Genomic DNA, 15,856 nt, shown 5'->3' on the forward strand with positions numbered 1-15,856 from the left:
TGACATGACTGAAGACACCGATCTCCATGTGATCGATGACGACTTCCCCGACGACCTCACAGCGGAGCAGACCGAGGACCAGACCCCTGAACAGTCCGAACTCGACAAGAAGATCAACCAGCACTTCGCCGGCGTCGTGGTTCGCAAGGATCTGGTCAAGGCGGTCAAGGGCAACGCCATCGTCCCGTCGTACGTCCTCGAGTACCTCCTTGGTCAGTACGCCGCGTCGGACGACGAGGCCACGATCCAGGCGGGCATCGGTTCGGTGCGCCAAATTCTGGCCGACCACTACGTCCACCGGAACCAGTCGGAGCTCGTGAAGTCGACCATCCGCGAGCGCGGCCGGTACAAGATCATCGACAAGGTCACGGTCACCCTCAACGACAAGGAAGACCGATACGAGGCCGAGTTCTCCAACCTCGGAATCAAGGGCGTCATCGTCGAAGCGGCCACCGTCAATGCCCACCCCAAGCTCCTGGTCGGCGGCGTCTGGTGCATCTGCGACATCGACTACTTCCACTTCGACGATGCACGTGTCGTTCCGTGGCAACTCGGCTCACTCAAGCCGATCCAGCTGTCCAACTTCGACTTCGACGGCTACACAACTGCGAGGCGCGAGTTCACCACCGACGAGTGGATCGAGGTGCTGATCCAGTCAATCGGCTTCAACCCCAAGCTGTTCGGCCGGCGCGCCAAGCTCATCCAGCTCGTGCGGCTGATCCCCTTCGTCGAACGCAACTACAACCTGGTCGAGCTCGGCCCCAAGGGAACGGGCAAGTCGCACATCTTCTCGGAGTTCTCTCCGCACGGCATGCTGATCTCCGGCGGAGAGGTCACCGTCCCCAAGCTCTTCGTCAACAACTCCAACGGCCGCATCGGCCTGGTCGGCTACTGGGATGTCGTGGCCTTCGACGAGTTCGCGGGGAAGAAGAAGCGCGCTGACAAGGCGCTCGTCGACATCATGAAGAACTACATGGCGAACAAGTCGTTCTCGCGTGGTGTGGAGACGCTGGGTGCCGAGGCGTCGATGGTCTTCGTAGGCAACACGTCTCACAACGTGCCGTACATGCTCAAGCACTCCGACCTGTTTAATGAGCTGCCCGAGAGCTACCACGACTCGGCCTATCTCGACCGTTTGCACTTCTACATCCCAGGATGGGAAGTCGACACCATCCGCGGGGAGATGTTCTCGGAGGGCTATGGCTTCGTCGTCGACTACATCGCCGAGGTGCTCAAGTCGATGCGAAACGCTGACTACTCAGATCGCTATCAGCAGCACTTCACTCTGGGCTCCGACATCTCCACTCGCGACCGCGACGGCATCCACAAGACGTTCTCCGGCTTGATGAAGATCCTGCACCCGCACGGCGGCGCGACGAAGGAGGACATCGCCGAGATCCTCGAGTTCGCCATCGAGGGACGCAAGCGTGTGAAGGACCAGATCCTCCGCATCGACACCACGATGGCCGACGTCAGGTTCGGCTACCTCGACAAGGCCGGCGACTGGCACGCAGTCACGACCTTGGAGGAAGACGAGTACCCGGCGTACTACTACAAGAGCCGTCCCGACCATGGCGACGGGGACACGGCGGGCGCGAAGGCACCTGGCGGCGTCGAGGTCGCGGACGCGGTCCTCGGCAAGGACGCCGCAAGGACCGAACCACTCTTCGAGGGCCATCGCGAGCTCCAGGAAAACCAACGCGGCGTCTCCTACGAAACCCTCCTGCTGCCGTATCTCGCCGGGGCCTCCGAGATCACGATCGTCGATCCGTACATCCGCCAGTTCCATCAAGCTCGCAACCTCATGGAGCTGATCGAGGCACTTGCCCTCGTGAAGGACCCGGCGGATGAACTGAAGGTCTTCCTCGTGACGAGCGAGAACACCGACGGCCCCGAGAAGCTGCAGAAGCAGATGGAGTTTCTGCTTCGCGTCAAGCAGGCTGCTGCGGTCGCCGGGATCACGCTCGACGTGAAGTTCGATGGCACGATCCACGACCGCTCGATCGTCGCCAACTCCGGCTGGCGCATCAATCTCGGGCGGGGCCTAGACATCTTTCAGTACGTCGCGAACGACGCGTTCGACCTCGCGGTGAAGCTCCAGCAGTACCGCCAGGTCAAGGCCTTCGGCGTAAGCTACATCAGGGAGACAGCGGGCAGCGAAGTGGGCTAGCCACCTTTGTCAGACCCGGAGGCGAACGCGAGGGCGGTGCGCGCAACTCTTGCCGAAGGACCTGGTGCAGGTTGGTGGTGGCAAGATCGCGGTCCTCGAGCGTTGCCGCTAGGGCGTGTTCTGACTTTCGTAGGTCGGGTCGTTGCGTGCGGATCTGCTGCACAAACAGGTAACCGTGGTTAGTCACGCCGCCTGAGTGGCGGGCGTGGTCATGATGGGCTCATATTCCATCGGGGTCAACCGGCCGAGAGGGTCCTGGCGACGTCGTCGGTGATATGTCCGTTCGACCCAGGCCACGATCGCGATCCGCAGGTCCTCACGGGTGGTCCAGGGTTGCCGGTTGAGGACGTTCTTCAACGTCAAGGTCGTGCCGCAGGCCGAGTACGAGGCCCTTTTGAAGCAGGCTGAAGACCGACTCCATCGCTGCGTTGTCGCCCGCGGCGCCGACGCGGCCCATAGAACCCACTTCACCAGGTCGTCGTGTCGGCGGACCGACCTTCTTGCCCCTGCCGCGCTTCTTCCCGAAGGCCGACGTCCGAGCAGATCCGCCACGCGGTCCGATCAGCCATCTACTGCCCTCCGTGACGGGCTTCATTGGCGAGGATTCTGTGGCCGAACTCGGAGTCGTCCCTATGGGCGTCGAACAGGGCGTTGGCGCGATACGCCTGCTTGAGCGGCGTCGGCGACCGAGCCGGCCAGCCAGCGGTAGAAGGGCTGGCGGGCGATCTTCAGCACCCGGCACCCTCACCGTCGCGGATACCGTCTTCGGCAAGGACTTGGACGAGCGGGTAGCTCATGTTTCCGGCAGATGCGTCTGCGAAAAGTAGCCGCAGCCCCACGCAGGACCTCAACCTCTTGCTGCAAGGTCCTATCCGCCGCTCCGCCTCCCGCAGCTCAGCCGAGTGCACGGCCGTCGGCCCGTCGCGGTTGCCGTCCTCGACCTCGGCCTTCTTCATCCACGAGTACAGGGTCGTGAAGCGGATCCCGTAGTCCGCCGCAATCTCATCGAGGCCGACACCCGGCTCACGGCTACGGGCAAGCCGACAACGTGCTCGCGAAACTCCCTGGGATGCGGCTTCGACACGGTGGCATCCTTCCAGCCCAACCATCGGGTTAGGCAGATCGGTTGTCACCTATCCGTGCAGCAGACCCCTCACCCCTAACGCTAGCCCTGGTCGCTGGTCACGCATGTGCGTCTGAGCCGAAGACTGTCTCGGCCGCCCGAACGGCCGCCTCTTCACCGAGGGCCGGTAGGACATGGGAGTAGGTGTCGAGGGTCAGCGCGATCGAGGAGTGACCGAGTCGCTCGCTGACCACTTTGGCGGGGACGCCGTTGGACAGCATCAGCGTGGCGTGGGTGTGGCGCAGGTCGTGGAACCTGATCCGTTTCAGGCCGGACTTGAGGACCAGGAGGTCGAAGTGATCACTGACGTGGTCAGGCTTCTCGGGCGTGCCGTTCTCCCGCGCAAACACAAGATCGTGGTCCTCGTAGGCACTCCCCCAAGCGAGCCTGTTCTCTGCTTGTCTCGCTCTGACTCGCCGCAGCACTTGGATGGTTCGCGGATCGAGCGCGATCGACCGAAATCCGCTGCGTGTCTTGGGCGCTCCCTCCTCGAGCAGTCGCCCACGCTGGGTGATCTGCCGTCGTATCGATACTCGGCCAGCGTCAAGGTCAACGTCTGACCAGCGCAACCCAACGGCCTCGCCTCTACGAACGCCGGTCATACCCACGAAGAGATAGACCGGATAGAGCGGATCGTCGGTAACTGCGTCGAGGAAGGTCCGCAACTCGGTGCCTGACCACACGACGATGTCTGGCTTTCGGGGTACTTCGAGTTTCAATCCGACGGCCGGGTTGCGGAGGATGAGGTCGTCAGCGAGTGCCGCGTTGAGTGCTACTCGGACTGTCGCGTGCACCCGTCGCAGGGTCGAAGCAGATAACGGCTTTCGGACCCCGTGTCCGGCGAGGGTAGCGAACATGGTCCTGAGATCCCCCCGCGAGAGTCGTTGGAGCAGAACATGACCTACGTGCGGGATCAGGTAGATGTTGACGTGGCTCTCATACGCCCGCTTGGTGCTGGGCCTGACGGTCAGCGAGGGCAGCCATTGTTCTGTGAGGTACTCCCCAACGGTCGTCCGATCGGGCTGGACGTAAGCGTTCTTCTGAAGCGCGGCCAGGACGTCGGTCAGGTGGGACTGCGCCTCTCGGCGGGTCGTGAAGCCGCCCTTCTTTCGTTGCCTGCGCTTGCCGTCTGCGCCACGCGGCTCGTCCCACATGACGGCCCATGTGTTGCCTCGCTTGTGAACGTGACCTCTCACGCCCTCACCTCCAGTCCATCGATGTATCAACTACTTCTGGCGTGCATTTGACAGCTACAAATCCGGAACTTCACGCCACACAGTTGCTCCTTCGCCTTTCCGGCCTCTCGAAACGGCGACCGGTGGTGGCACACGGCGACATCGGTTGGCATGTCGGCAGCCGTAGTAGTTACTCATTGCACCAGTCAGCCCTGACAGGCTCGGTCGGGCGCGTATTCATGATCGACCTAGGCTTTAGGCAGTGGCCTGAATGGCAGCCGAGGCGGCTACCGCTTCGCGTGCAAAGTAGGCGTCAGCGTCGCGGTAGAACAAGGCCCCGGGGTTCCGCATGCTGTCGTCCTCTTGGCGGTCCGCAAACCACTGCGTCACTGCCGCGACTACCACTCGCCTGCCAAGTCGCTCCGCTCCGTGGTGCATGACCCCGGCCAGCAATGAGATGTCGACGGGGACGGTCTCCGGCAGCGAGTGTGCGGCCTTTAGGGCGAAGATAGACGCAGCCTTCAGGCTCCAGTCCGTCGTCAGGGAATCGGAGCCCGCATCTGGATAGGCGGCCGCGAGCTCCTCAACCGTGGTCTCCTGGGTCACGGTGAGGACCGGCCGCAGAGTACGTGCATTGCTAGTCTTCCGCGCCCCAGCATCCATGGTGGTGTGTTCGTTAGAGACGTTCAAACCGTTGGTTACGTTAGTAGGACATCCGGGGGACGCAGACATCTCCTTCGGGCCTCCGCCGGCCTCGCCGACTTTCTGCGCTGCGAGGGCCCTGGCCAGAGGACCAGCAACGCTCGAGGACTGGATCTGCCAACCACCGGCGGCCGGAGAGGGTTGGCGGATCAGGTTGTAGTCGATCGAGTAGTTGTTCGCTCGGCCCCCGGGACGCGGCGTGATCAACATCCCCTGCGCGTTGCGCGGCGCGCTGGCCAGCCGGTCGACTCTGATCAAACCCATCGTCTCTAGCTCGCCGACGGCCCGCTGAACGGTCTTGGCCGAACGTCCGATCTCCTTGCCGATCTTCTCGCAGCCCCAAAACGAGGCCCCGGTTTCGTAGTTCTGCCAACGGGAGATGTGGCGGAGGACTTTCTGCTGGGATGGCTTGGGCAGCACCGGACACCAGTGGTCGAGCCAATCATTCTTCATCTCAACGAACTGCTCCTTGGACAGCTCCGCCCACGGGGTGACGACCTCCGAACCGTGCCGCGCCATGCTGCTCTCTCCTTTCAAGGGTGATGCGTGCTGTGACTGCCTGCCTCGGCCTTCGACCTGGTTCGACTGGGCTTGGGCAATGCCTGACCGGGGCCTCGGTGGCGGCCCTGCCCTGCCCCACCCGTCATGTTGTTCAGGGTTGGGGCAGGGGCAAGGCGGCCGTCCGCCCACTTCTAGAGGGATCGGGTTCCCGGCGCTATGGGTGGGAGTCGCTTGCTTGACGTCGCGGCCTGTTCGAGGAGGGCTTCTAGTGAGGCGGCCGGCACAACGATGCGTCTGCCAAGCCGAAGGCTCGGCAGGTGGCCTTGCCGCACCATCTCGTACGCGAGCCCGCGGCCAATGCCTAACGCCTCCGCGGCCTCGATCACGGTGAAGGTCAGCCGGTGACGCGCGCGGGCGCCCTGCTCGGCGGCCGCGGTGGAGGCGCTCATCCCTTAGCCCCGACCGCGTCGGCCGTGTGATCCGCCGCGGCCGCTTCTTCCCTGGCGGCTCGGCTCTGCGCTCGCTGGGCCAGCCTCTCCGCATAGGTGCTGGTGGGTGAGAGTTCGACCTGGAGATCGTCAATCTCCTGCGCCTGGTCGTCGAGGATGTCCTCCAACCACGCCACCTGACGCAGCAGGATCTCTACTGCTCCCCACGCATCGTCTGCCGGGATCGGGTCATCAGGCAGTGGCCCGAATTCGTGTAGCGCGTTCAGCGTGACCATCTTGACGCCGTCAACCATGCGTTCCATTTCAAACTTCATCGGTCATCCTTTTCTAGTTCACCTTGTGACGACGACTGCCGCCAGGGTGAAGTAAAGAGGAAATGTCGAATGTCAACCAACACAGCTGAAATGCTTGTCACTGCCATTTAGTTGCTACTTCAAAATCAAAGAAAATCGTCAATAATGCCAAAAATTGGCAATCGAACCCAAACGGCCACGCAGAGACTCGCTAGATGTGACCTGTATCACGTTGCCGGATCGCGCCTCCGTCCCCGGCTGTGCACCGTAGGATTGGGGTAGCTCACGAGCGGCAGCGACAAGCACCTGGCTAGCTGTCCAGCAACCTCCTCCGCGGAGGTGCTCCAGGGGAAGAGCAGACCGCACCCATCAGAGCGCGGTAAAGGCGGATCTCCACGGGCGACCGAGGGGTCCAAGGACCCTCGAGGAGCACTTCCTATGCCCACCAAGAACACCCTCAGCCGCACTCGAGCCACGCAGACCGCGTCCGGGAGGCGAGCCTCACCCCATAACGGGGACTATGGGAGCTACGGGGTGGTGCTGGCCTTCCCCGCCCGCCTGCCCAATCCGGGCACCCGGGCCCAGTCGCTGGTAGCCGACTTCCTGACCTGCCACCGCGGCAACACCGCAGCCGCCTACCGGCGCGACCTGGCCGACTACCTGGCCTACTGCCACCGGCACGCCCTGGACCCGCTGCGCGCTCGCCGCGTCGACCTTGCCCGCTACCTGCAGGACTGTGAGGACCGGCCCTTGGCCCCGGCGACCATCGCCCGTCGCCTGACCGCGGTCAAGGGGTTCTACCTCTACTGCCACGACGAGGACCTGATTCCCGCCCCACCGGCGGCCCGGCTGACCTACAGACGTCAGCGCTCGCAAACCCGGATCCACGCCCTGACCGCCGCTGAGCTGTCCACCCTGCTGACCGCCGCGGACCAGCATTGCCCCCGCACCTCCGCCCTGACCTGGCTGCTGGCCACCACCGGCCTGCGAATCAGCGAAGCCTGCAGCGCACGCCTCGAAAACTTGCGGCACACCTCCGACGGCACCTGGCTGGACGTCACCTGTAAGGGCGGGGTGCGCCGCAGTGTCCCCGTGCTTGCCCCTGCACTGCAGCGGATCCAGCTCTGGACACGTGAGGCTCCAAGCGGACCAGTCTTCGCCACCCGCACCGGCACCCCCCTGGACCGGCACGCCGCTGCCCGGACCCTGCGAGCCGTGGCTGCGGCCGTCGGGATCGCCCCGTTCAGCCCCCACGTGCTGCGCCACACCTTCGTCACCTTGGCCCGAGCCAACGGGTGCGCCCTCGAGGACGTCCAAGACGCCGCCGGCCACGCAGACCCAGCCACCACCCGCCGCTACGACCGGACCGTAGCCGGGACCGCCAGGCACCCAGGTCTGCCACTGCTGGCCACCCTCACGGACCACGGCCGGAACGGCACTTCTGACCTCGCCGACCACGACTGACTAGCTCAACAAGGGGGCACCCTTAAGCGCTCGCTCCCGTAAACCGGTCCCCCGCCCACTCGAACGCCACTCCCTCAGCGGCCGCCGGACAGTGGCCGTTGCCCACACCAGCACAGACCTCACCCTGCGACCCGAAAAGGAACTCGATGCATGACACCGTCACCGCACCCCCACATCCACTCCCGGCGAGGTCGGACACGCTGTGGGGGGTGGACGCCGAACGGCCGCTGGCCAACGAGGACTCCTGCACCGGGCGGCCCAGTCACCACGCCCAACTCGTGCACAGACCGCCGCCGCAGCGGTCCACTGAACACCGCCTCCCGGCCAGGAGCACTCTCGCCAGGACGTCCGCAACCGGCCGGGTACGCTTGACCTTCCATCCGACGTCAACTCGGGCTCAGTCGGATACGCCTGACACACCCGCGCGACACCGGCACCCCGCCTGCCTCTCAACGCCGCCCATCGCGTTGACGGCGACAACGACGAGCAGCGGGCTGTTCAGGGCCCCGCTTCCCACGAGCGGGCCGAGGCGCGCCCATGAGCGCTGAGCCGTCGACCGGCCACGAGGACATGCTGGCGCTCGCCGGTGTCGTTGCCCGCAACGCCCAGTCCGTGCTCGGCAATATCGAAGGCGGGGATCTGCTCATGGCGCACGGTCACACCATCATCCTGACCAGGCAACTCACGGAACTGGTGAAATCCCTGGACGAACAGGTCGACCAGCTTCCTCCCCCACTTCGTGGTGGCCACGACAGCAACCCCTACACCGACCCACTCGAGGGTCGCTTCGGAGACCCAGGCGCCTTGCGTAGCGCGCTCACCGCAGCGCAGCTGTGCGAGCACGCCGGGTTCTGGAACTGGCCTACTACCGGCAGAAGGACGGCCACGGGCGCTGGTGGTGCTCCAAAATCATCTCCGCAACCCAGCGCGAACTCGCCGATCGCGGTGAGGATCCACAGTCTTGGCACACGGGGAAGGAGCAACGATGAGGCACTCGCGACTCAGTTCGACCCTCGGTCACCGCGGTGCTAAACGGGACCCACGACTGTTCGACCGCGCACGGCCGCAATGACGTCGGCCAGCGAGTCTTCTCTGACCGTGCTGATAGATGACGCCCGGAACTTCAAGGATGGCCGACCGGTCATGACGGCCCGAACCTCGGCGAATGCGATCACCCTCCTCGCATCCCTTCAAGGCAGCCGGATCGGTGACCTGTGGTTGGACAACGACCTCATCGGCGGAGACACCGTGCAACCCGTCCTCGACCCCCTACTGGCCCTCGCCACGATGGGTACCCCCTTGGACGTGGTCAGGATCCATGTCCACAGCTCCAACATCCGCGAAGGCCACCGGGTATGTGCGGAGCTGGTCCAAGCCGGATACCCGGCCCGACGCAGCTACGCCGCGAACATGTGGGTCAGGGCACGCTTTCCGTCACCGCCGCGAGGCACTTCGTTGCCACGGCCGCACCGGGACGACCAGCCAGTGCGCACGGCGTCGCCGACCAGGGTGTTCCATGACTAGCACCACTTCCAGGTGATCTTGGCTGATGAGGCGAAGGCGAACGGACTCCTCGCAGAGGGCACGCGCAGCGGCCCCAATCAGCCGCGGCCCCGGTTGCTCATGTAGTCCCAGATGGCGGCATCCAATGCCCCCACGTCCCAGGTCCGTTGTTTCGCAACCGCCGCCAGCACACCCTGCAACTGGTCATAGCGCAGGCCTTGCACGCCGGCCTCTTCGCCGAAACGACGAAGGTGGATGTCGATTGCCGCCTGGTCCGTCAGGCCCACCAAGATCCCCAGGTAGTCGAGGGTCTTGGGGCCGACTCCCTTGACTTGACTTAGCCGAGACACCGTCGCCTCTAGGGTGCCCTGATTCGTGAGGCGAGCCTTAAGGTCGTCGACTGTCTCGACCCGCAGGTCCTGCATCGCGTCTACGAGCCCCAATAGAGTCACCAGCTTCTTTCCACGCCAACGGAGGACTACAGCGACATCCTCGTTTAACAATCTACTGGCCATCCCCGAGGTGGTGTTGGCATCGGGCCACGCGCTCATGAGGTGGACTACCCGAGGGCGCACCGTGGTGCGGTATCCGACGCCTGCCTGAAGCGAAGCGTCAACCAGGACCGCCCCCATATGCGGCCACCCTCGAGCCACTGCCACCGGCCGCAGACGGAGGGCGTCGATGTGGTGGGCAAGCTTCCGCACTTCATCAGGGTCAGGCACACCGCCAGTATGTCGCCCGGCGCCCCGCGCGCTCAGGTGCGGTGTGTCGGCCGGCACTGACACGCTTCTCGAATGCACAAACACCTAGCTGATCAGGTGGCGCGATGACGCAAGCCCCGTGGCAGCAGATACCGGAAGGTTGGCCAGTACTGCACCCCCAGATGCGCGCGAGCGCCCGGACAGTGGCCGCTGCGCTGCTGGGCGAGCGCGAGGGTGCGGTGGCTGCCTAAGTGTTGATCAAATGGCTGCAGCCCTGAGACGGCGCGCGGGCCTGTCCTGTCTACCCTCCTTCCTATCGATCCGCATGACCTCACGGCGGTCGACGTGCTTGGGGTCAACATGGCGGGTGTGTCGATCCCGGCTCGTGCCGCGCTAGCACTCCTAACCCTGGCCGTCCTCGCCGCCGAGCACTGGAAGCGCTTGCAAGCGTTTCCAGTGACGGTGAACTGCATGTTGCCGACTCCTCGACCTCATCCTGATGGACGAGGCCCACCTCACCCTTCGCGAGACGCCTACTGCATCTGGTGATCAGCAGCCCTGGGTTTCGGTCCTGTTTGCCCGCAAGCGTCCAGACCTTTCCCATTCTTGGACGGAACGCTCCAACTACTCACGGGCAGCGGAACCACATTGCCTGCCACGAGCCAGCGGTTGCTCTGCCGGGACCTGCTCGGCGATCCCCTGGTGGCCAATGCCCTAGAGAACGCGGTCAATCGCTCCCGGCAGATCTGCGGCAAGCGGCTTCACCTCGGGCCGTCCCGATTGCGCATCCTTCATACGGTTCTAGAGCGACTCGTCGGCTTGATCATCCTCGCTAGGCCCATGGAGACGCAGTCTGCTGACGTGACTGAGTGACACGCAACCGAGGAGCACCGCCCGTGCGCCTGCCGCCAGGGACTCCGGTCCACGCGAAGTCGGCCATTTGGGGTGCCGGTCGATCCCTGAACGGATACCGTCGCCGAATGTCCGCTGAGGTGCGATTTGCCTAACCTGTCCGAGCTCACCGACCCGCGTGCAGTGAGACGTGCCGCTGAGGAGTTCAGGGACCTCGGGCGCGATGCCTTCCTGGCCAAGTACGAACTCACGCGGTCTACGGACTACTACGCCCTTATTGAAGGGCAGCTCATCGACTCCAAGCCTCTACTCGCGGTTGCCTACAGCAATCAGTATCCCGATCGAGGCCTGCTTCCCGTTGCCCGCTTCAGCGGTGGCACGGGGGGCGCGGTCCGGGCTCTCACGCGCCTGGGATTCGCAACGACGACACGCGCCCTCCAGCAGCCTCCAGAGCTGGGCGATGAGTATCGAGACCGCACGGCCATCCAGGATGCGTACGGCGGTGACAGGGTTGCGGGCATCATCCGCTTCCCCGGTGACGCTGTCGTGAATGTCTTCTCTGACGCCAGCGGTCCCTACGCCGATGACTCCCCATCGCTCCTGACTCCTTTCGGGTATCGCGGCGAAGGGCTCAGCGGGCCGCAACGCCTGGACCGAGGCGGCAACGCCCGCCTCGACGCGGCATTCCAAGCCGCGGTGCCTGTCCGGTTCTGGTACCGGCCAAAGGGCGAGCCGTTTCGGTTTCTTACGTGGGTGGTAGTGCTAGGTCGGGCGTGGGTGGCCGGCACTGGCCAGGATGGGCTGGACCGACCCGAGATTGAGTGGGAACTGGAGGCGGTTCCGGGCCCTGACTCGCACACGTGGCCCACGAAGGTGCACGAATCGCTAATTGACGCTCGAGAAACGACGGACAACAACCCTCAAGCCCCCGAGTCGCGGAGTCACACCTCATATGCTGACCTGGTAGATCGAGTAGACCAGCGGGGGCAAGGGCGGAGGTCAACCGGCGTGGTTCGTACCGACTACGCGCGGAGTGCTGCTGCTCGACGAGCGGTCCTCGACCGGAGTGGCGGAGTCTGCGAAAGCGCAAGGTGCACGGGGATGCCTGCGGAGCTCAATCGACAGGGGCGGGCAATCCTTGATGTTGACCACATAAAGGACCTAGCACTCGGCGGTGAAGACCATCCGCTGAACATGGTCGCCCTATGCCCCAACTGTCACGCGTGCAAGACACGCGCCAAGAACGCCGTCGGCTGGCGCAAGGAGCTTCTTGCACACGCGCGGCAGGCACACACAAGGGCCCTAGCCGATAACGGTGCTGCAAACAACAACCCCCACCCCGGACAGCAGCTATGATCTCCCTGCCGGCGTTCCGCGGCTACGTGCTCGAGGAAGCCCTTGCCTACCTCCTCCAAAACAGCGGATACCGCCTGCTGGTGACTGCGAGCCAGGATCCCGATGCCTTATGTGCCGCCAGTAGTGGACTACGCGTGCGTGGCAGAGGGGCGGACCATCAGGTTGATGTGCTGGGCGAATTGCTTGTCCCCACACCATTCTCACTACCGATGCGCATGTTCGCGGAGGCCAAGTGCGTCAGCGATCCGGTTGGACTGGCCACGATACGGAATGCGCATGGCGTGATTCATGACGTTAACGAGCAATTTGCCACAAGCAACGTCGCGGCGCGAGCAGTACCGCTACGCCGACATCACTACCGGTACTCCCTGTTTTCCACCTCGGGCTTCACCGCTCCCGCACAGTCTTACGCCATGGCTCACCAGATCACCCTCGTCGATCTTTCTGGACCCGCATTCGCCACCCTTATCAGCACGGTCTTCCGCACGGCCGCGGACATCATGAACCTCATTCATGGTTCGGGCGTCCAGACCTTCCCAACCGCCGAGGTTCGGTCCCTGTTGCGCCTTGCCCTTGGCACGTGGACCGATGTGGACACTCACTCTTGGCTGGCCGACCTGCCGAAAGACAACGGGGAACTCCTCGAGGCTGTCGACGCCACCACACCCATGAGTGGACTTCTCCCATGGGAAGACCTCGCAACTTTGGCCCTGCGCCTTCGCAAACGGTTGGGTCAAGACCTACTGTTTGGATTCCCCCAAGCGCCCTTCAGCCTCGTACTTCGCCCGGACAACTTGAAGGACTTTCTCAGGGCGATCGGCCGACGAGACGAAGTCCCTGTCAACATCCGCTTCGCCCGTCGGGGGGACGTAAGCGGGGACTGGGTACTGGTCCCAAGCGACGGCAGCGCTTCGTTCGTCCTGAGGTTCGGGATACCGGCCGTACTTGAGACCTGGCTACTGTCAGGCGGGTCTGGGGATACACCTGCATCTGCAACCCGATTGGCTCGAGCTGCAAAGTCTCAACTGCTAGGCGACATCGCGGTCTTCCATCACCAGCGCGTTGTCCACTTGAAATACGCACCGACCGAGTACGAACGCCCTCTGGACGAACAGCCCACGGAGTCACAAGCCGACGACTCGCAGCTGCGTAGGGCCCTTAGAGATGAAGATCTCGGCCTCCCCCTGCCCGATGGACGACCGACCGCAAAGTGGTCCCCGGACTCAATACGCGAGCTCATGGCCAGACTTCGAACCCAACGCGCACCGCAAGCCGATGTCATCCAGGCAGCCGCGAGGGCAGGCGGCGCACTGTCCCGCTCACAGGTCCTTGAGATCTGCGGCCCCGACATGGACCAACGATCACTCACGTCATTCACGAAGCCCGTGAGTCGAGTAACCCGTCTACTTATTGCGCTCGGATCCGTACCGTCGCACGTCGAGCCGGCGTTGACTCCTCGGCCGGGATTCACGCAAAAGTCCGCAGCGTTCGAGGTCCCGCCTGAGTTCATCCACGTCTTGGGCTTGGGGCACGATGACGAGCCCACCAGTTAGACACTCCCTGCCGGACCGGCAGACACGCGGGGCCACAGAGCGGCACGAAGTCACCTTGGCCGAGCCTCGACAGGGCAGGCGACGATTGCGGCGCTACCGGTCAGGTTCAAGTCGGTCCCTGTCACGCCGACAACTGAGCCGGACGGAAGCTTAAAGCAAACACTCTCCCCAGTCGGCTTGGGCTCCGCCATAACCCCCACAGCAACAACAACCAGAATGATCAGCAGCGCCGCGTAAAGCCACGTAAACAGACGGGTAAGAGACCTGCGCAGGGTCGACGGCCACCGCAAGTTGCGAAGATTCCTGGACATGCCGAATTCAAACGCATCCAGGTTCTTGAGTAGGCGCTCCTGAGCCTCGCCAGCCAGAGGTCCGTTAGCTTCCAAAGACCAGCTCACGCGACTTTGAAGAATTCGCTCCAGCTTTACTGAACGCCCGTGTGCGATATCGCGAATAAAGCTGTTCCGAGTATCGATAAGGAAACCAACAACAATGATTGGGATGCCGGCTAGGGCCAGTTCCCAGCTGTGACTCGTGGCCGCCAGACCGGCCAATGCGGAAGCGAGAGGGATGACAACCGCCCGCGCCGCGGTTTCAATGTTGATCATGCGTGCGATGAACTCTGTGGTGCTTCGATAGTCTGCTTCGACGAGCCGTAGAACTTCCTCTACATTCTCATGAGCCTCGCTCATCATTACAGCCCCATGGCTTTCTCGTAGACGCGCAGCGACTCCTCCGCTGCCGCCAACGCGGCCGCCTCGGACTCCTCCTCACTGAGCCAATCGACAATCTTCTGCAGCAGTTCATGGAAATACTCCAGGCGAAACGCTTGAGCGTCGTCCTCAGAATTCCCATAACTCAATTCTGGAACCAAACTAAAGAGCGGTTCCAAGTGAAACATTAGCGATTGCGCTTTGAGGGAACGCGGCGACTTCTGCAACTTTCGCCGTGCACTAGTCATTTCCACCTTTGACCGCGAGGTGAATCCTACGATATCGCGGCGAAGAAAATTCTTGGAGAACTGAGCAACGAAGTTCTCGGCGAAGATTAGAAGAACGTCGTCGCCGCGTATGGCGTCAGAGACGTTTACACGACTGGCCTCAATGTCGGCTGCGTATTCAGTAATGTAATCGAAGAGGGTGGCCTCGATGAGACTCGCCATGCGCTACTAGCTCCTGGCAACCTTGACGACGGCATCCATAGCCGACTCAACCGCAGCGCGATCCGCCCTTCGACGATCCGGCGCAGACGCTCCCCGGTCGTGCACAAATTCATAGTATCCACGCAGATTCTTCAACGTAGCGATTTCACCGGCAAGGGAGGGCTCGATTTTCGAGTACGCGTCGAAGACTTCACCCCAATCGTACTTACGTACGCCCCGCTGCATAAGCTTTACGATAATCACGGAGCGAGCCAGCGTATAGAGCTGAGACAGTGTTGGTAAGAACTCGCCATTCATCCGCTCGAGATGACCCAATTTTTCGAGCAACCTAGTTCTGTCTTGCAATTCCTCTTCGAGGGCGCGCTGGTTCAATGGCGTAAGTGCCTCCATCTGCTCGTCCAACGCATCGAGCGCAGGCGTTCGATAGAGCACCACCCCCTCGTCGGCAAGATGACCGCCGAAGGACGGCCTCGCCGCCAGTTCTCTTGAAAGGGAGGATGGCGTGAAGTAGATGGGGGTGAGTTTGTTCGCCAGAGGGGTGTCTGCCGATGCCTTACGCAACACGCTGCTGATGGGACCTCTGTCCGTACCCTCTGCGAGGAGAACGATCAGGTCGACATCGCTGGAGGGTGTATCGCTACCTCTCGCCAATGATCCGAAGACGATCACGCCCAACACGTCCTTTGACGCACCCAACCTTGCGGCTAGGGCTTCGAGGATCGTCCAGTACTCGGGTCGGCGTCGGGTCGCAGCGTTTGGGTCTATCTCGTTCATTCCAACACCCCCGCGTCTGCGAGTCCGGTTGCGTGGTGGCGCATGCCGTGAGCCTAACGGAGAGACCCGACAGGCAGA

16 protein-coding genes, 1 pseudogene and 1 riboswitch are annotated in these 15,856 nt (G+C 63.2%); of the genes and pseudogenes, 6 read left to right on the forward strand and 11 right to left on the reverse strand.

The annotated features are described in order from the left end of the window. Positions 1–4: 4 nt before the first annotated feature. A complete protein-coding gene (brxL, locus tag PHA84_RS04365) occupies positions 5–2,170 on the forward strand; it encodes a BREX system Lon protease-like protein BrxL (RefSeq protein ID WP_270886875.1) in 2,166 nt (721 codons plus the stop codon). 183 nt (positions 2,171–2,353) lie between these two features. On the opposite strand, the pseudogene PHA84_RS20765 reads toward brxL, so the two are convergent. The 6 genes and pseudogenes from PHA84_RS20765 to PHA84_RS04390 all read right to left on the reverse strand — a co-directional run. After that, positions 2,354–2,678: pseudogene (locus PHA84_RS20765) on the reverse strand (hypothetical protein); the annotation flags it as partial. A 220-nt stretch (positions 2,679–2,898) separates the two neighbouring features. Beyond that, positions 2,899–3,303 carry a hypothetical protein gene (locus PHA84_RS04370; RefSeq protein ID WP_270886876.1) on the reverse strand — a complete coding sequence of 135 codons (405 nt, stop codon included), beginning with the start codon at positions 3,301–3,303 and terminating at the stop codon, positions 2,899–2,901. 49 nt (positions 3,304–3,352) lie between these two features. Next, the gene (locus tag PHA84_RS04375) at positions 3,353–4,447 is read right to left on the reverse strand and encodes a site-specific integrase (protein ID WP_270886877.1); all 1,095 of its coding nucleotides are present in this window, start codon (positions 4,445–4,447) and stop codon (positions 3,353–3,355) included. A gap of 276 nt (positions 4,448–4,723) precedes the next feature. Then, the gene (locus PHA84_RS04380; protein WP_270886878.1) at positions 4,724–5,689 is read right to left on the reverse strand and encodes a hypothetical protein; all 966 of its coding nucleotides are present in this window, start codon (positions 5,687–5,689) and stop codon (positions 4,724–4,726) included. A gap of 173 nt (positions 5,690–5,862) precedes the next feature. Then, entirely contained in the window at positions 5,863–6,120 is a 258-nt protein-coding gene (locus PHA84_RS04385) for a helix-turn-helix domain-containing protein (RefSeq protein ID WP_270886879.1), read from the reverse strand. After that, positions 6,117–6,434: a hypothetical protein gene (locus PHA84_RS04390; RefSeq protein ID WP_270886880.1), complete on the reverse strand. Its 318-nt coding sequence runs from the start codon at positions 6,432–6,434 to the stop codon at positions 6,117–6,119. The genes PHA84_RS04385 and PHA84_RS04390 overlap by 4 nt, the downstream gene beginning before the upstream one ends. A 260-nt stretch (positions 6,435–6,694) precedes the next feature. Continuing rightward, positions 6,695–6,805: riboswitch (SAM riboswitch) on the forward strand. Between the two features lie 46 nt (positions 6,806–6,851). Between PHA84_RS04390 and PHA84_RS04395 the strand changes: the two genes are divergently transcribed. Next, positions 6,852–7,877 carry a tyrosine-type recombinase/integrase gene (locus tag PHA84_RS04395; protein ID WP_270886881.1) on the forward strand — a complete coding sequence of 342 codons (1,026 nt, stop codon included), beginning with the start codon at positions 6,852–6,854 and terminating at the stop codon, positions 7,875–7,877. A gap of 498 nt (positions 7,878–8,375) precedes the next feature. Here PHA84_RS04395 and PHA84_RS04400 read toward each other — a convergent pair whose 3' ends face one another. Further along, positions 8,376–8,627: a hypothetical protein gene (locus PHA84_RS04400; RefSeq protein ID WP_270886882.1), complete on the reverse strand. Its 252-nt coding sequence runs from the start codon at positions 8,625–8,627 to the stop codon at positions 8,376–8,378. A 318-nt stretch (positions 8,628–8,945) separates the two neighbouring features. Between PHA84_RS04400 and PHA84_RS04405 the strand changes: the two genes are divergently transcribed. Then, a complete protein-coding gene (locus PHA84_RS04405) occupies positions 8,946–9,401 on the forward strand; it encodes a cyclic-phosphate processing receiver domain-containing protein (RefSeq protein WP_333742210.1) in 456 nt (151 codons plus the stop codon). A gap of 77 nt (positions 9,402–9,478) precedes the next feature. Here the strand turns inward: PHA84_RS04405 and PHA84_RS04410 are convergent, their stop codons facing one another. Then, complete coding sequence (locus tag PHA84_RS04410; RefSeq protein ID WP_270886884.1) at positions 9,479–10,102, reverse strand: hypothetical protein; 624 nt, start codon at positions 10,100–10,102, stop codon at positions 9,479–9,481. Positions 10,103–10,206: 104 nt separating this feature from the next. On the opposite strand from PHA84_RS04410, the gene PHA84_RS04415 reads away from it, so the two are divergent. The 3 genes from PHA84_RS04415 to PHA84_RS04425 all read left to right on the forward strand — a co-directional run bounded on the left by PHA84_RS04415 (position 10,207) and on the right by PHA84_RS04425 (position 13,842). Beyond that, positions 10,207–10,332 carry a hypothetical protein gene (locus tag PHA84_RS04415; protein ID WP_270886885.1) on the forward strand — a complete coding sequence of 42 codons (126 nt, stop codon included), beginning with the start codon at positions 10,207–10,209 and terminating at the stop codon, positions 10,330–10,332. A 748-nt stretch (positions 10,333–11,080) separates the two neighbouring features. Then, positions 11,081–12,289: an HNH endonuclease signature motif containing protein gene (locus tag PHA84_RS04420; RefSeq protein WP_270886886.1), complete on the forward strand. Its 1,209-nt coding sequence runs from the start codon at positions 11,081–11,083 to the stop codon at positions 12,287–12,289. After that, positions 12,286–13,842 (forward strand): restriction endonuclease, encoded by a 1,557-nt coding sequence (locus PHA84_RS04425; RefSeq protein ID WP_270886887.1) that lies wholly within the window; start codon positions 12,286–12,288, stop codon positions 13,840–13,842. Before PHA84_RS04420 ends, PHA84_RS04425 begins: the two co-directional genes overlap by 4 nt. A 50-nt stretch (positions 13,843–13,892) precedes the next feature. On the opposite strand, the gene PHA84_RS04430 is transcribed toward PHA84_RS04425, so the two are convergent. The 3 genes from PHA84_RS04430 to PHA84_RS04440 are packed head-to-tail and all read right to left on the reverse strand — an operon-like array spanning position 13,893 to position 15,778. Next, entirely contained in the window at positions 13,893–14,534 is a 642-nt protein-coding gene (locus PHA84_RS04430; RefSeq protein ID WP_270886888.1) for a hypothetical protein, read from the reverse strand. 2 nt (positions 14,535–14,536) lie between these two features. After that, on the reverse strand, positions 14,537–15,004 hold the full coding sequence (locus tag PHA84_RS04435) for a hypothetical protein (RefSeq protein WP_270886889.1): 468 nt from the start codon (positions 15,002–15,004) through the stop codon (positions 14,537–14,539). Positions 15,005–15,010: 6 nt separating this feature from the next. Continuing rightward, positions 15,011–15,778, reverse strand: coding sequence for a nucleotidyltransferase family protein (locus PHA84_RS04440; protein WP_270886890.1), 768 nt, complete (start codon positions 15,776–15,778; stop codon positions 15,011–15,013). Positions 15,779–15,856: the final 78 nt, after the last annotated feature.

It is taken from the genome of Pedococcus sp. 5OH_020 (assembly GCF_027812955.1).
Taxonomy (GTDB): Bacteria; Actinomycetota; Actinomycetes; order Actinomycetales; family Dermatophilaceae; genus Pedococcus.

Bases quoted from the DNA above. Each gene is read 5' to 3' on its own strand.
- PHA84_RS04430 (WP_270886888.1), bottom strand. From the start codon at position 14,534: ATGAGCGAGGCTCATGAGAATGTAGAGGAAGTTCTACGGCTCGTCGAA.
- PHA84_RS04395 (WP_270886881.1), top strand. From the start codon at position 6,852: ATGCCCACCAAGAACACCCTCAGCCGCACTCGAGCCACGCAGACCGCG.
- PHA84_RS04380 (WP_270886878.1), bottom strand. From the start codon at position 5,689: ATGGCGCGGCACGGTTCGGAGGTCGTCACCCCGTGGGCGGAGCTGTCC.
- brxL (WP_270886875.1), top strand. From the start codon at position 5: ATGACTGAAGACACCGATCTCCATGTGATCGATGACGACTTCCCCGAC.
- PHA84_RS04440 (WP_270886890.1), bottom strand. From the start codon at position 15,778: ATGAACGAGATAGACCCAAACGCTGCGACCCGACGCCGACCCGAGTAC.
- PHA84_RS04390 (WP_270886880.1), bottom strand. From the start codon at position 6,434: ATGAAGTTTGAAATGGAACGCATGGTTGACGGCGTCAAGATGGTCACG.
- PHA84_RS04415 (WP_270886885.1), top strand. From the start codon at position 10,207: ATGACGCAAGCCCCGTGGCAGCAGATACCGGAAGGTTGGCCAGTACTG.
- PHA84_RS04435 (WP_270886889.1), bottom strand. From the start codon at position 15,004: ATGGCGAGTCTCATCGAGGCCACCCTCTTCGATTACATTACTGAATAC.
- PHA84_RS04425 (WP_270886887.1), top strand. From the start codon at position 12,286: ATGATCTCCCTGCCGGCGTTCCGCGGCTACGTGCTCGAGGAAGCCCTT.
- PHA84_RS04405 (WP_333742210.1), top strand. From the start codon at position 8,946: ATGACGTCGGCCAGCGAGTCTTCTCTGACCGTGCTGATAGATGACGCC.
- PHA84_RS04375 (WP_270886877.1), bottom strand. From the start codon at position 4,447: ATGTGGGACGAGCCGCGTGGCGCAGACGGCAAGCGCAGGCAACGAAAG.
- PHA84_RS04385 (WP_270886879.1), bottom strand. From the start codon at position 6,120: ATGAGCGCCTCCACCGCGGCCGCCGAGCAGGGCGCCCGCGCGCGTCAC.